The following is a 13,894-nucleotide window of genomic DNA, read 5'->3' as shown; positions in this document are numbered from 1 at the left end:
TGACGGCGCGGTGCCAGGTCGTGGCGTACAGCAGCCCTTCCACGCGGTGCTCCAGCATCTGGTCGAGCGCGGCGGCCTCCTGGGCGGGGTCGCCCTCGCTCGCGGCGATCAGCAGGAACCTCCGGTCCCGTCGCGGCCAGCCGGTCGGCGACGGCCTCCGCCATCGCGCGGGCGTACGGGCGGAAGTAGCGGTCGATCAACGGCTCGGGGTCGTGGTCGGCGGGCCGTAGCTCGGCGTGGTGGGTGGTGCGGGTGTAGACCGCGCCCATGCCCACGGCGAGCATCTCCTCGCGCTCGTCCGGGAAGCGTTCCGGATCGACGACCAGGCGGGAGAGCCGGTTCACGAACCGCCACGGGGTGACGGCACACGCGCGTGCCGCCTCGGCGGCGATCCGGGCGGTGTGGCTGTCGGTGATGTGGTCGAGTTCGCGTTCCAACGCCGGATCGTCCAGCAGGATGTCCGCGCGGACGTCGGCCGGTATCTCCCGTGCGGAGTGCGGCACATGGAGGATCACGGGCGAGTCCGCGGCGCCGGGCAGCAGCTCGAAGGACGGCGAGGACGGCGCGGAGGGGGACACGGGCGGCTCCCGGGGGCGTTGTCAGTGGCGTGGTGCAGGATCAAGGTATCCGCAACGACGATCACGGACCGGGGGAGCACCGCCATGCCCGTCAGCAACGAGCAGATCACCGAGCACGCCTTCCTGCCCGCGCTGTACCGGGACGACTACTACCCCGACCACGTCGTGGACCTCGGCAAGGCCATCCTGCTGCGCCTGTGCGAGCGCATCGAGACCGAACACCCCGCCGACCTGCCCGCGCTGTACGCCCTCACCGAGGTCGCCACCGAGGAGTTCAACGCCCTCCAGGCAGACTTCGAGGCGGCCGACAGCGACATCGAGACCGTGGCGCGCGAGGAGATAGCCGAGGACTTCTGGTTCGTCGCGAAGGCGTACGGCTTCGCCGATGCGGACGTGGAGGAGCTGATCGCCGTTCGGGACTGGTGAGCTGTGCCGGCTGGGGCGGGTGAGGGGAGTTTGCCCGGGTTCGGCGGCCGGTCGGACGTGGTCCCGGCTCGGGCGGCCGGCCCTGCTCCCTGGCTCGGGTGACCGGCAGACCGCTGTGGCGGGGCGAGTTGTGGGCTGTTGCCCGACACGGCTGACCGGCGCGGAGGTCGGTTCCCGGCACAGGCGCGTGGCTGCCTCGTCACCGGCGCAGGCGATGGGCGGGCCGTTTCCTGTCGCGGCTCAGATCCCGACCGTTCCCCGGAACGAACACCTCCGTCCCGGCCGGAGGAGATCCCGGCCGGGACGGAGGGGCAGGCAGGTGCCCTTCAGGCTGCTTCGTGCGTCAGCTCAGGGAAGCCAGCGCCTCGTTCCACGTCGTCGACGGGCGCATGATCTTCGCGGCCTTGGCCGGGTCGGGCTGGTAGTAGCCGCCGATGTCGGCCGGGCTGCCCTGGACCGCGAGGAGCTCCTCGATGATCTTCGCCTCGGCACCCGCGAGGGTCTCGGCGAGCGACGCGAACGCCTTCGCGAGGTCGGCGTCCTCGGTCTGCGCGGCCAGTTCCTGCGCCCAGTACAGGGACAGGTAGAAGTGGCTGCCGCGGTTGTCGATGCCGCCGACGCGACGGGTCGGGGACTTGTCCTCGTTGAGGAAGGTCGCCGTAGCGCGGTCGAGGGTGTCGGCGAGGACCTGAGCGCGGGCGTTGCCGGTGAACGTCGCGTACTGCTCCAGGGACGGGACCAGCGCGAAGAACTCACCGAGCGAGTCCCAGCGCAGGTAGTTCTCCTTGACCAGCTGCTGCACGTGCTTCGGCGCGGAGCCGCCGGCGCCCGTCTCGAAGAGGCCGCCGCCCGCCATCAGCGGGACGACCGACAGCATCTTGGCGCTGGTGCCCAGCTCCAGGATGGGGAAGAGGTCGGTCAGGTAGTCACGCAGCACGTTGCCGGTCACGGAGATGGTGTCCTCGCCGCGGCGGATGCGCTCCACCGACAGCTGGGTCGCCTCGACCGGCGCGAGGATCCGGATGTCCAGGCCCTCGGTGTCGTGCTCCGGCAGGTAGGCGTTGATCTTGGCGATCAGCTGGGCGTCGTGCGCGCGGGTCTCGTCCAGCCAGAACACCGCCGGGTTGGCGGTGGCGCGGGCGCGGGTGACGGCGAGCTTCACCCAGTCCTTGATCGGGGCGTCCTTGGTCTGGCAGGCGCGGAAGATGTCACCCTTGGCGACCGACTGCTCCAGGACGACGTTGCCGGCCTGGTCGACGAGGCGGACCGTACCGGCCGCCGGGACCTCGAAGGTCTTGTCGTGCGAGCCGTACTCCTCGGCCTTCTGCGCCATCAGACCGACGTTCGGCACCGAGCCCATGGTGGACGGGTCGTAGGCGCCGTGGGCGCGGCAGTCGTCGAGGACGGCCTGGTAGACGCCGGAGTAGGAGGAGTCCGGGAGCACCGCGAGGGTGTCCGCCTCCGCGCCGTCCGGGCCCCACATGTGGCCGGAGGTGCGGATCATGGCCGGCATCGAGGCGTCGACGATGACGTCGGACGGCACGTGCAGGTTGGTGATGCCCTTGTCGGAGTCGACCATCGCGAGCGCGGGGCCCTCGGCGATCTCCGCGTCGAAGGACGCCTTGATCGCGTCGCCCTCGGGCAGCGCGGCCAGACCCTTGAGGATGCCGCCGAGACCGTCGTTCGGGGAGAGACCGGCCGCGGCGAGCGTCGCGCCGTACTGCTCGAAGGTCTTCGGGAAGAAGGCGCGGACCACGTGGCCGAAGATGATCGGGTCGGAGACCTTCATCATCGTGGCCTTGAGGTGCACGGAGAACAGGACGTCCTCGGCCTTGGCGCGGGCGATCTGCGCGGTGAGGAACTCACGCAGCTCGGCGACGTGCAGCACGGAGGCGTCGACGACCTCGTCCTTGAGGACGGGTACGGACTCGCGCAGCACGGTGGTGGTGCCGTCCTCGGCGACCAGCTCGATCTTCAGCGCGCCGGCCTCGGCGATCGTCACCGACTTCTCGGTGGAGCGGAAGTCGTTCTCGCCCATCGTCGCCACGTTGGTCTTGGAGTCCGACGTCCAGGCGCCCATGCGGTGCGGGTGCGTCTTCGCGTAGTTCTTGACCGAGGCGGGGGCGCGGCGGTCGGAGTTGCCCTCGCGCAGGACCGGGTTGACCGCGGAACCCTTGATCTTGTCGTAGCGGGACTGGATGTCCCGCTCCTCGTCGGTCTTCGGGTCGTCCGGGTAGCTCGGCAGCGCGTAACCCTGCTCCTGAAGCTCGGCCACCGCGGCCTTGAGCTGAGGGATGGACGCCGACACGTTCGGCAGCTTGATGATGTTGGCCTCGGGCGTCTTCGCCAGTTCGCCCAGCTCGTGCAGGGCGTCCGGGATCCGCTGGTCCTCGGTGAGGTACTCCGGGAACACGGCGATGATGCGCCCGGCCAGCGAGATGTCCCGCGTGGTCACGGCGACACCCGCCTGCGAGGCGTACGCCTGGACCACCGGCAGGAAGGAATACGTCGCCAGGGCCGGGGCCTCGTCAGTGTGCGTATAGATGATGGTCGAGTCAGTCACCGGTGCTCCGCTCCACGTCTGCAACATTGCTCGACATCAAGATATCTCCTGATCGGGTCCGGCTCGACAGCGGTGGGTCCACACCCCGGATTCACGCCACTCCTCGCTCCGAGGCATACGAACCCCGTGATCCAGCCGTCCAGAAGGTCATAAGGCCCCTCACACCCGATGGCCGGCCCGACCACCGGCCGCCCGAGCGAAAGCGGATCATGAGATATCGCACCCGAGTAACAGCCCCGGCGGCCGCCCTCATAGGTACGGCCGCGGCCCTGACCATGGGATCCCCCGCCCTCGCCGCCCCGCGCGCGAGAACCACGGAGGGCGCCGAGACCCTCGGCGACCCGGTCTACCCGGGCCTCGGCAACGGCGGCTACCGCGTCCTGTCCTACGACCTCGACCTCGCCTACGACCCTGCGACCCGGCTCGTCGACGGCACCGTCACGATCGAACTCCGCACGACCGAAGCCCTGACCCGGTTCTCCCTGGACGCCCTGGGCCTCGACATCCGCGCGGTCCGCGTCCAGGGCCGTAGCGCCGGCTTCGAGCAGGTCGACGAGAAGTTGCGGATCACGCCCGCCAGGACGCTTCCGGCGAAGGCCCGAGTCACCGTCTGCGTGGAGTACTCCGCCGACCCGGCCCGCGCAGCCGCGCCCACCGGCGGGTGGGTCGTCACCCCGGACGGTTTCGCGGTGTGCGGCCAGCCGAACCTGGCGCACACCGTCTTCCCCTGCAACGACCACCCCAGCGACAAGGCCGACTTCACGTTCCGGATCACCGTCCCGGACGGGCTGCGCGGGGTCGCGAACGGTCAACTGGTGTGCACCGAGCGGCTGGACGGCGACCGGACCGCGTTCAGCTACCGCTCGCGCTCGCCGATGGCGACCGAGCTGGTGCAGCTGACGGTCGGCGACTACGTGGTCAAGGAGCGGCCGGGACCGCACGGTCTGCCGCTGCGCGACATCGTGCCCACCGCGCGCGCCGCCGCCCTGGAACCGGCGCTCGCGCTGACCCCCGGCCTCGTCGACTGGCTCGAACAGCGCCTGGGCGCCTACCCGTTCGAGACGTACGGACTGCTGCCCTGCAACTCCGACGCCCCGAACGCCTTTGATTTCACGGGACTCGAGACCCAGACCCTCACGCTGTACAAGCCGAACTTCCTGCTCCAGGAGGAGAGCAAGATCGGCTCGCACATGATGCACGAGCTGGTGCACTCCTGGTTCGGCAACAGCGTCAGCCCCGCCACCTGGGCCGACCTCTGGCTGAACGAGGGCCACGCCGACTTCTACGGGCTGCTGTACCGCTACGAGCGCGGCTGGGCCGACTCCCTCGGCCTGACCACGATGGAAGCCCGCATGAAGGACACCTACGCGCGCGGCGACCAGTGGCGCCACGACTCGGGCCCGGTCGCCGCCCCGAACGCGGCCAACCTCTTCGACAACCAGCGCTACGTGGGCGGCGTCCTCGTCCTCTACGCGCTCCGTCAACTCATCGGCGAGGACACCTTCCACGCCGTCGAGCTCGCCTTCCTCGCCCGGTACCGCGACTCCGCCGCGACGACTGAGGACTACATCGCCGTCGCGTCGAAGGTCGCTCGCCAGGACCTGTCCGGCTTCCTGCGGGACTGGCTGTACGGTACGGCGACGCCGCGCATGCCCGGTCATCCGGACTGGACGGTGACGCCGGTGAACCCGTCCCTCACCGTTCCGCACAACCGGACCGGCGGGCACCGCCACGACAACTCGGCGACGCTGTGAGGGAGTTGACCGGTCGGGGTCGGTCGAGCCGGACTTGATCCGTCAGTCGAGCCGGGTGGAGGGAACTTCGCCCGGCTCGTCCTCCGGGACCCGCTGTTGCGGTATGGCGATCGCACCCTGTGGGACCGACCCCTGCTGCAACGCCACCGTCCGCGTCGGCGCCGGAATCCGGATGCCTTCCTGCCGGTACCGCCTGTGCAGGCGCTTGATGAACTCGTGCTTGATGCGGAACTGGTCGCTGAACTCGCCGACGCCCAGGATCACCGTGAAGCCGATCCGGGAGTCGCCGAAGGTGTGGAAGCGGATCGCCGGTTCATGCTCCGGGAGCGCGCCGGTGATGTCGTTCATGACCTCGGCGATGACCTCCATGGTCACCCGCTCGACATGCTCCAGGTCGCTGTCGTAGCCGACGCCCACCTGGACCAGGATCGTCAACTCCTGCTCGGGACGCATGAAGTTGGTCATGTTCGTCTTGGCGAGCTGGCCGTTCGGTATCACGACGAGGTTGTTGGAGAGCGCCCGTACCGTCGTCTGGCGCCAGTTGATGTCCTCGACGTAACCCTCTTCGCCGCTGCTCAACTTGATGTAGTCGCCGGGCTGGACGGTCTTCGAGGCGAGGATGTGGATGCCCGCGAAGAGGTTGGCGAGCGTGTCCTGGAGGGCGAGCGCCACGGCGAGACCGCCGACGCCCAGGGCGGTGAGCATCGGCGCTATCGAGATGCCCAGCGTCTGTAGCATCACCAGGAAGCCGATCGCCAGGACCAGGATCCGGGTGATGTTGACGAAGATCGTGGCCGAACCGGCCACCCCGGAGCGGGAGTTGGTGACCGCCCGCACCAGACCCGCTATCACCCGGGCCGCCGCCACCGTCACGGCGAGGATGATCAGCACCTTGAGGCTCTGGTTGACCTGGTGCTGGACCGTGTGCGTCAGCGGCAGCACGGCCCCCGCGATCGCCGCGCCGCCGGTGATCGCCGACCACGGCAGCACGGTCCGCAGCGCGTCGACCATCACGTCGTCGCCGCTCCAGCGGGTGCGGTCGGCGTGCTTGCCGAGCCAGCGCAGCAGTACCCGCAGCAGGAACGCCGCCAGCAGGCCCGAGGCCAGCGCTATTCCGGCGAGCATGAAGTCGTCCAGGGTCGGCATGCGGTTCATCGGTCACCTCCGGGGAGAGAAACGGTGGCGAAGGGCGCCGCCGAGGGCCGGATGTGCAGAGTCGTCACGTTGTCCACCTGCTCGAAGTACGGGCATTGCCGGAACTGCCGTCGCGCCGGCCGGAACGGTTCTCCGCACCGGCGCGACCGCTCATCCTGCCGTATCCGGACGGGGAGTTCGTACCTCGCCCGGGGCTGTGAGCACGGCTTTCAGACGATTCCCTCGGTGAGTTCGGCCTGGTCGCGGTCGGAACCGTAGGCGGCCGTGGTCGGTGTGCCGTACGAACGGCGGGCGACGTACCACCACACACTGGCCAGGACGAGTACGACGGCTAGGGCGACGGACGCGTAGTTCATCGAGTCGACCGTCACCGGCGAGGACTGCGGCAGACAGAACAACACCGTCACACAGGCCACCCACACCACAGCGACCCAGCCGATCGGTTTGCTCCACCGGCCCAGGCTCCACGGACCCGGCTGAAAACGGTCCCCCGCGCGCAGCCGCAGGAACACGGGGATGGCGTACGCGGGTGTGATGCCGATGACGTTGATCGCGGTGACCGCCCCGTACGCCGTCGCCGAGTACAGGGACGGCAGCGCGAGCACTCCGGCGGCCACCACCGCCAGCCACACGGCGGCCACCGGGGTCTGGGTGCGGTTGCTGACCCTGCGCCACAGGGCCGAGCCGGGCAGGGCCTTGTCCCGGCTGAACGCGAAGACCATGCGGCTGGCCACGGCGACCTCGGCGTTGCCACAGAACAGCTGCGCCACGATCACCACGAGGAGCAGGGCGCTCGCGCGGTCCGTGCGCAGGGCGTCGAGGAGGATCTGCGAGGGCGGCACTCCGGTGCCGCTGTTCTGGGTGTCCGCGTAGTCCTGGATCGCGAAGGTGAGGCCCGCGAGCAGCGCGAAAACCGCTATCCAGGAGACCCAGATCGAGCGGTCGAGATCACGAGAACTCCATGGACCGACGTACGAAAACAGGTTCGGGGCGCGACGCTCTTACAGGCCCGCGCGCTGGCAGCTGGGCGGGTCACCTGGGCCTCCAGCCAGAAACAACTACAGCCCGAGCCCCGCCCGCCAGTGCGCCCGTCCCGGCCGCCGACGACCCCACGGAAGACCCGTACGACCCCCTACGGCCCAAGTCCACGGCCTACCCGCAGCCCCCGGAAGAGCCGGGGGAGGATTGACGCGGACCGCCCGCCGGACGCCTAGAGGGTTCCAGGTGTCGACTGGTGACACTTGGAACCCTCTGATCTGGCTCCGGTGCTGCGTGTAGCCGTCGGTTTCGTCAAAGCCATGACAGCTCTCATGATCCGCTGACACTATCTCGGGCCATGTTGCTACTCACTGTTGCCTTATCCAAGAAGTTCGAGCCGGATGTGTGCACGAATGGGCAGCTGGACTGGAATCCCATCGGGTCAGCTGGGGCATTCAGCGCCTTCTGCGGCATCCTGGCGGGCTTCGTCTTTTCTGGCGTCGTCATGGTTATCGGGCAGCAAAACCCGGCGGGTGGAGACGCGCACGCCTCTCGGGGGCTGCGTCTGCTGATGCCCAGCTTCTTCGGCCTGGCTGTCACCTCCTATCTGTACTCAGTAGTCACGGGTGAACTCGTCTGCAGGCGTGCTCTAGTAGAGCAGTTGTTCGTCGGGGGCATTCTCGCAGCGAACGCCGTGGTGGTTATCGCTGCTCTGTCCTGGCTGTTTCTGGCGTACGGTCGAAATTCTGACGGCGAAGTGCGATTTTTGCGCGGTCTCGTCCTCGTCTCAGCGGTTTTTGCCATGTTCATGCTGGCAACCTCGTCGGTAAGCTTCCATAACGCATTGACTGACCGTAAGGCGGCGGGGTGGGCCGACGGGATGGTGTGGGGGTCTTTCGCGGCGCTGCTAGTAGTTACGGTCTCCCTCTGGTGGAAGCCAGTCCCCTCGGTGCCCGCAGGTAATGCCGCGAACTGGCCGTACGATATTCTCAACAAGCGAGTGAATTTAAGTGCGTGGCTGAACTTGTTGACCAGTACAGGTCTTGCGGGGTTCAGTGGCTTTTTCGTGGGTACCCCGTATGACCAAGTAAACTACCCCCGTTGGCAGATATACACCATGAGTGAAGCGGCTCTCATCGTACCCGCCCTGATCATTATCAGCGTGCTATGGGCGTTGCCAAGAGAATGACTCCGTCGACACTTCTCAGGGTGGCCTCGCGATTGCGCCAGCGGTCAGCGGCGTGATTTTCTTGCCCCGGCGCAATGTTATTGCGCCGGTTCAGGAGGTCAGAACGTGAGCGCATCGTCGCAATCAATGAGGGTCGAAGGTGGCCGAGGTCCGTCGAAATCAAAGTTCACCTTCGATGGGGATTGACTCGTTGTTCGGAGACCTTCCCTTGACTATCTTGTCGGGTTGGCTGGAATCTTTGACGTTTCGGTTTCAGAGATTCTCGGCGACGTTTCCAACGTTTAGCCAAATGCAGCCAACAACTCACGTACGCGAAATCAAATCGCGTGCCTTAATGGCTGTCTCGTAACTGGCCTGGCGTGAGCTGTCCATGGGCAGTTCGGTTCTCTCTGCAGCGAGTCGAGAGACTCTTGTCATGGGATCTTGGGGAACCTTGTGGACGGCCTGTTGTCTCTGGCGGGTGTTGTGCTCGGCGCGGGCGGGTCGTTGTTCGGCCAGTACCTTGTATCGCGGGCGAGCACCCGGCAGTTGGAGATAACGGACTACCGGTAGCCGCGCACCGCGCGGAGCTGAAGAACGTGATCTTGAAGTTCCTGAGCATTGCGTCGCAGGTGGAGAAGACTGCGTTCACGCCCCCACGCGCGGGCGTCAGCACAGCCGATCCCGGGATCGACCGACTGGGTGCGCCGCGTCCACTGCCACTACTGGGTGGTGTCGGCGAGCAGACCGCGCATCGCCATCCAGCGCCCGGCCCGCAGATCCTGCAGCGCCGCGTCGTGACCGGCGGGATCGTAGGCGGGACGCGCTCCTTCTCTCGCCATCAACCGCCCGCCGCAAGGCAGCTGACGGGCATGACGGCAGGCGGAGCAACAACAGCCCTCCTGCGGGCGGCGGTCGAGGAGATCGCGTCGGTCCGCGGTCACTATAGAGGCGGACGTTCCGCATCGCGCCTGCTTTCCTGATCTACCCCAACTCGGCAGATATATCCACGAGTTGACCGATGATCAGAAACGCTTGACGTGCGGTGCGGACCGGCGGCAGGCTGTCGCGCAGTGATCTACGGGAGGGGTGGTATGACGGGTCCGGTACTCGCCGTCGACCAGGGAACATCCGGCACGAAGGCCCTGGTGATCTGTCCCGAACGCGGCGTGATCGGCACCGGGTTCGTCTCGGTGGGGACCCGCCGAGGACCGGGCGGTCTGGTCGAGGCCGACCCCGAGGAACTGTACGAGTCGGTGATCACCGCCGGCCGCCGCGCACTCGCCGAGGCCGACGAACCCGTGGCGGCGCTGGGCCTCGCCAACCAGGGCGAGACCGTGCTCGCCTGGGACCCCGACACCGGTATGCCGCTCACCGACGCGCTCGTCTGGCAGGACCGCCGCGCCGAGAGCGTGTGCGCCGAACTCACCGAACACGCCGACGAGTTGCGCCGGCTGACCGGCCTGCCGCTCGACCCGTACTTCGCCGCACCCAAGATGGCCTGGATCCGCCGCCACCTCACCCGCGACGGCATGGTCACCACCACCGACTCCTGGCTCGTCCACCGCCTCACCGGCACCCACGTCACCGACGCGGCGACCGCGGGCCGCACCCAGCTCCTCGACCTCGACAGGGTCACATGGTCACCCCGTGCCCTCGATCTGTACGGCCTGTCCGGGGAACGCCTTCCGGGCGTCGTCGACTGCGCCGAACTCATCGGTACGACAACGGCGTTCGGCGCGGAGATACCCCTCACCGGCCTGGTCGTGGACCAGCAGGCGGCCCTCCTCGCCCAGCGGATCACCGCGCCCGGCGGCGCCAAGTGCACCTACGGCACAGGGGCGTTCCTGCTCGCGCACACCGGCGACACGCCCCGGCGCGGGGATTCGGGCCTGGTGAGCTGCGTGGCGTGGCGGCTCGGCGGGCGGACCAGTTACTGCCTCGACGGTCAGGTGTACACGGCCGCGTCCGCCGTACGGTGGCTCGCCGACCTCGGCGTCATCGCCGGTGCCGCAGACCTGGATCGCGTGGGCGGCGCGGTACCGGACACGGGCGGGGTCACCTTCGTGCCCGCCCTCGCCGGGCTCGCCGCGCCCTGGTGGCGTGGTGACGTGCGCGGTTCGCTCACCGGTCTCGGCCTCGACACCACCTCCGGGCACCTGGTGCGCGCCCTGTGCGAGGGCCTCGCCGCGCAGGTCGTCGAACTCGCCGAAGCCGCCGCGACGGACCTCGGCACACCGCTCGACGTACTGCGCGTCGACGGCGGCCTGACCCGCTCCGCCCTGCTCATGCAGACCCAGGCCGACCTGCTGCAACGCCCCGTCGAGGTGTCCGCGCTGCCCGACGCCACCGCCCTCGGCGTGGGCGCGCTGGCCCAACTCGGCGTGGAGCCGGGGCTGACGCTCGCCGACGCCCTGCCCGACTGGAAACCGGCCGCCGTCTACGAGCCGCGCATCACCCCCGACCACGCGGCCGAACGCCTCGCCACCTTCCGCACCGAAGTGACGGCGCTGCTCGACCGGGCCCCTGCATGACGGTCACGGCCAACGGACCGCTGCCGTCAGGGAGTTACGACGTGACGGTGGTCGGCGCGGGAGTGGTCGGCTGCGCGATCGCCCGCGAACTCGCCCGCCGGCCGCGCCTGCGCGTGGCCCTCGTCGAAGCGCAGGACGACGTCGGCCAGGGCACCTCGAAGGCGAACACCGCGATCCTGCACACCGGCTTCGACGCGGTACCGGGCTCCCTGGAGGCACGGCTCGTCCGCGAGGGCTCAAGCCAACTCGCCGCGTACGCCGCCGAGTCGGGCATCGCCGTCGACCCGGTGGGCGCGCTGCTCGTGGCCTGGGACGAGGAACAGCTCGCCGTGCTACCGCACTTGGCGGCGAAGGCCGTACGCAACGAATACACCGACACCCGCCTGATCGACCCTCCCGAACTCTACGAACGTGAACCGCACCTCGGCCCGGGTGCGCTCGGCGCCCTGCACGTGCCGGGCGAGAGCATCATCTGCCCCTGGACGACGACACTGGCGTACGCGACACAGGCGGTCCGGCACGGAGTCGACCTGCACCTCAACTCGCCGGTGAGTGACGTCAGTTGGCGAGACGGAACGCACCTTCTCACCACTTCCCGAGGAACCCTCCGTACCCGCCACCTCGTCAACACGGCCGGGCTGCACGCCGACACCCTCGACCGCCACCTCGGGCACCACGACTTCACGATCACCCCGCGCCGGGGCCAGCTGATCGTCTTCGACAGACTCGCCCGCGACCTGATCCACCACATCCTGCTGCCCGTCCCCACGGCACTCGGCAAGGGGGTCCTGGTCGCCCCCACCGTCTACGGCAACCTGCTCCTCGGCCCCACCGCCGAGGACCTGGACGACAAGCGGGCGACCGGCTCCACGGCCGAAGGCCTCGCCCTGCTGCGGGAGAAGGGCGCGCGGATCCTCCCCGCGTTGCTCGACGAGGAGGTCACCGCCGTCTACGCCGGGCTGCGTGCCGCCACCGAGGAGGACGACTACCGCATCACCGCCCACCCCGAGCAGGCGTACATCACGGTCGGCGGCATCCGCTCCACCGGCCTGACGGCGTCCATGGCCATCGCCGCGCACGTCACCGAGTTGCTGGCCGGCACGGGCCTGGCCCTCGGCCCGGCGCGGGACCTGGACCCGGTCCGCATGCCGAACCTCGGCGAGGCGCACCCGCGCCCCCACCAGAACCCCCAACTCGTCGCCGCCGACCCGGAGTACGGCACCCTCGTCTGCCACTGCGAGCGCGTCTCACGCGGCGAGATCCGGGACGCGCTCGCGAGTACGGTGCCGCCGCGCAACCTCGACGGACTGCGTCGGCGGACCCGGGCACGGGCGGGGCGTTGTCAGGGGTTCTACTGCGGGGCGGCTGTACGGGAGTTGTTCGAAAGGGCTGAGGCATGATCCATGCGACGCCCGATGGGGCTGACGCATGATCCACGCGACGCCCGAAGGAGCCCGGCCATGACCCGCCCGGAACGCGAAGTCGACGTCCTTGTCGTCGGCGCCGGCCCCGCAGGACTCGCCGCCGCCGCGCGCCTCGCCGTCGCCGGAGTCGCGCGCGTCGAAGTCCTGGACCGGGAGCAGCACGCCGGGGGAGTGCCCCGGCACTGTCACCACGGCGGCTTCGGCACCTGGACGCATCCGCTCACCGGGCCCGCGTACGCCCGCTTGGTGCTCACCGCCGCTGTGCGTGCCGGTGCCGTCGTGCGCACCGGGGTCACGGCCCTCGACTGGGCGGGGCCGTTGGCGCTGAACACCGTTGGCCCGCAAGGCCCGGAGAACATCCACGCATCAGCCGTCGTCCTCGCCACCGGCGCCCGCGAACGGCCGCGCGCGGCCCGGCTGGTGCCGGGGACCCGCCCCAACGGGGTGTACACCACGGGGGAGTTGCAGCAGGCGGTGCATCTCCACGGGCAACGGATCGGCACCCGAGCCGTCGTGGTCGGTGCCGAGGACGTCTCCTACGCAGCCGCCGACACCGTACGGGCGGCCGGAGCCCAAGTCGTCGCCATGGTCACCGAGTTGGACCAGTCCCAGGCGACCATCACCCGCGCCCACCACGCCCGCCTCCGCCACCGCATCCCCCTCCTCACCGACACCACGGTCACCGAACTCCTCGGCCACGGACGGCTGTCCGGAGTACGCGTCCGCCACCGGGACGGTCGTACCGTCCAACTGGCCTGTGACACCGTCGTGTTCACCGGAGACTTCGTGCCTGACCACGAACTCGCCCGGCGGGGCCACCTCGTCTTGGACCCCGGCACCCGGGGCCCCGCCGTCGACGGGGCCCTGCACACCTCGCGGCCCGGAGTGTTCGCCGTCGGCAGTGTCCTGCATCCCGTGGAGAGCGCTGCCACCGCCACCCGCGAGGGGGTCCGGGTCGCCGCCGCCGTTCTGGAGAGCCTCACCGGTGCCGAATGGCCACGCCACACCGTGCCCCTGGTCGTCGAGGCGCCCCTGCGCTGGATCGCCCCGAACCGTGTCGCTCCGGGTGACGAGCATCCGTATGTCCTGCGGACCTCGGCCCTGTTGAAGCGGCCGGTGCTGCAAGTCGTCCAGGACGGGCGGCTGTTGCATCAGGAGCGGCCGCGGACGGCCGTACCGAATCGCACGCTGACCCTGGCGGCGGGATGGACCCGGCTCGTCGACGGGGCGGGCGGACCGGTGCGGGTGGTGGTCGCGGGGCGGTGAAGTTCGGACAGCCGGACGGCCAACTTGCCGCAATGGGCGCCTACTTCG

Annotated in this window: 9 protein-coding genes and 1 pseudogene; 6 read left to right on the top strand and 4 right to left on the bottom strand. The window is 69.2% G+C overall.

Going from position 1 to position 13,894, the window contains the following annotated elements; genetic code table 11:
* The coding region (locus tag ACNFOC_RS19800; RefSeq protein ID WP_416960410.1) for an N-formylglutamate amidohydrolase at positions 1-578 on the bottom strand (578 nt) is incomplete at its 3' end.
* Between the two features lie 84 nt (positions 579-662).
* Here ACNFOC_RS19800 and ACNFOC_RS19795 point away from each other — a divergent pair.
* The gene (locus tag ACNFOC_RS19795) at positions 663-1,004 is read left to right on the top strand and encodes a DUF5713 family protein (protein WP_416960409.1); all 342 of its coding nucleotides are present in this window, start codon (positions 663-665) and stop codon (positions 1,002-1,004) included.
* 343 nt (positions 1,005-1,347) lie between these two features.
* Here the strand turns inward: ACNFOC_RS19795 and ACNFOC_RS19790 are convergent, their stop codons facing one another.
* Complete coding sequence (locus ACNFOC_RS19790; RefSeq protein WP_416960408.1) at positions 1,348-3,567, bottom strand: NADP-dependent isocitrate dehydrogenase; 2,220 nt, start codon at positions 3,565-3,567, stop codon at positions 1,348-1,350.
* A gap of 209 nt (positions 3,568-3,776) precedes the next feature.
* Here ACNFOC_RS19790 and ACNFOC_RS19785 point away from each other — a divergent pair, with 209 nt between their 5' ends.
* A complete protein-coding gene (locus tag ACNFOC_RS19785; protein WP_416960407.1) occupies positions 3,777-5,321 on the top strand; it encodes a M1 family metallopeptidase in 1,545 nt (514 codons plus the stop codon).
* 42 nt (positions 5,322-5,363) lie between these two features.
* On the opposite strand, the gene ACNFOC_RS19780 is transcribed toward ACNFOC_RS19785, so the two are convergent.
* Positions 5,364-6,476, bottom strand: a complete 1,113-nt coding sequence (locus ACNFOC_RS19780; RefSeq protein WP_416960406.1) for a mechanosensitive ion channel family protein — start codon at positions 6,474-6,476, stop codon at positions 5,364-5,366.
* Between the two features lie 209 nt (positions 6,477-6,685).
* A pseudogene (locus ACNFOC_RS19775) lies at positions 6,686-7,420 on the bottom strand (amino acid permease); the annotation flags it as partial.
* A gap of 392 nt (positions 7,421-7,812) precedes the next feature.
* On the opposite strand from ACNFOC_RS19775, the gene ACNFOC_RS19770 reads away from it, so the two are divergent.
* From ACNFOC_RS19770 to ACNFOC_RS19755, 4 genes are all read left to right on the top strand, one after another.
* Positions 7,813-8,643 (top strand): hypothetical protein, encoded by an 831-nt coding sequence (locus tag ACNFOC_RS19770; RefSeq protein WP_416960405.1) that lies wholly within the window; start codon positions 7,813-7,815, stop codon positions 8,641-8,643.
* Positions 8,644-9,716: 1,073 nt separating this feature from the next.
* Positions 9,717-11,156, top strand: a complete 1,440-nt coding sequence (locus ACNFOC_RS19765; RefSeq protein WP_416960404.1) for an FGGY family carbohydrate kinase — start codon at positions 9,717-9,719, stop codon at positions 11,154-11,156.
* Complete coding sequence (locus tag ACNFOC_RS19760; protein WP_416960403.1) at positions 11,153-12,556, top strand: NAD(P)/FAD-dependent oxidoreductase; 1,404 nt, start codon at positions 11,153-11,155, stop codon at positions 12,554-12,556. The genes ACNFOC_RS19765 and ACNFOC_RS19760 overlap by 4 nt, the downstream gene beginning before the upstream one ends.
* A gap of 60 nt (positions 12,557-12,616) precedes the next feature.
* On the top strand, positions 12,617-13,846 hold the full coding sequence (locus ACNFOC_RS19755) for an NAD(P)/FAD-dependent oxidoreductase (RefSeq protein WP_416960402.1): 1,230 nt from the start codon (positions 12,617-12,619) through the stop codon (positions 13,844-13,846).
* Positions 13,847-13,894 lie beyond the last annotated feature (48 nt).

Origin of the sequence: Streptomyces colwelliae, from assembly GCF_048158785.1 — a bacterium.
Taxonomy (GTDB): Bacteria; Actinomycetota; Actinomycetes; order Streptomycetales; family Streptomycetaceae; genus Streptomyces.
This window is presented reverse-complemented; position numbering and strand designations above follow the sequence as displayed.

Coding starts and splice junctions, on each gene's coding strand:
- ACNFOC_RS19765 (WP_416960404.1), top strand. CDS start 9,717: ATGACGGGTCCGGTACTCGCCGTCGACCAGGGAACATCCGGCACGAAG.
- ACNFOC_RS19755 (WP_416960402.1), top strand. CDS start 12,617: ATGACCCGCCCGGAACGCGAAGTCGACGTCCTTGTCGTCGGCGCCGGC.
- ACNFOC_RS19780 (WP_416960406.1), bottom strand. CDS start 6,476: ATGAACCGCATGCCGACCCTGGACGACTTCATGCTCGCCGGAATAGCG.
- ACNFOC_RS19795 (WP_416960409.1), top strand. CDS start 663: ATGCCCGTCAGCAACGAGCAGATCACCGAGCACGCCTTCCTGCCCGCG.
- ACNFOC_RS19785 (WP_416960407.1), top strand. CDS start 3,777: ATGAGATATCGCACCCGAGTAACAGCCCCGGCGGCCGCCCTCATAGGT.
- ACNFOC_RS19770 (WP_416960405.1), top strand. CDS start 7,813: ATGTTGCTACTCACTGTTGCCTTATCCAAGAAGTTCGAGCCGGATGTG.
- ACNFOC_RS19760 (WP_416960403.1), top strand. CDS start 11,153: ATGACGGTCACGGCCAACGGACCGCTGCCGTCAGGGAGTTACGACGTG.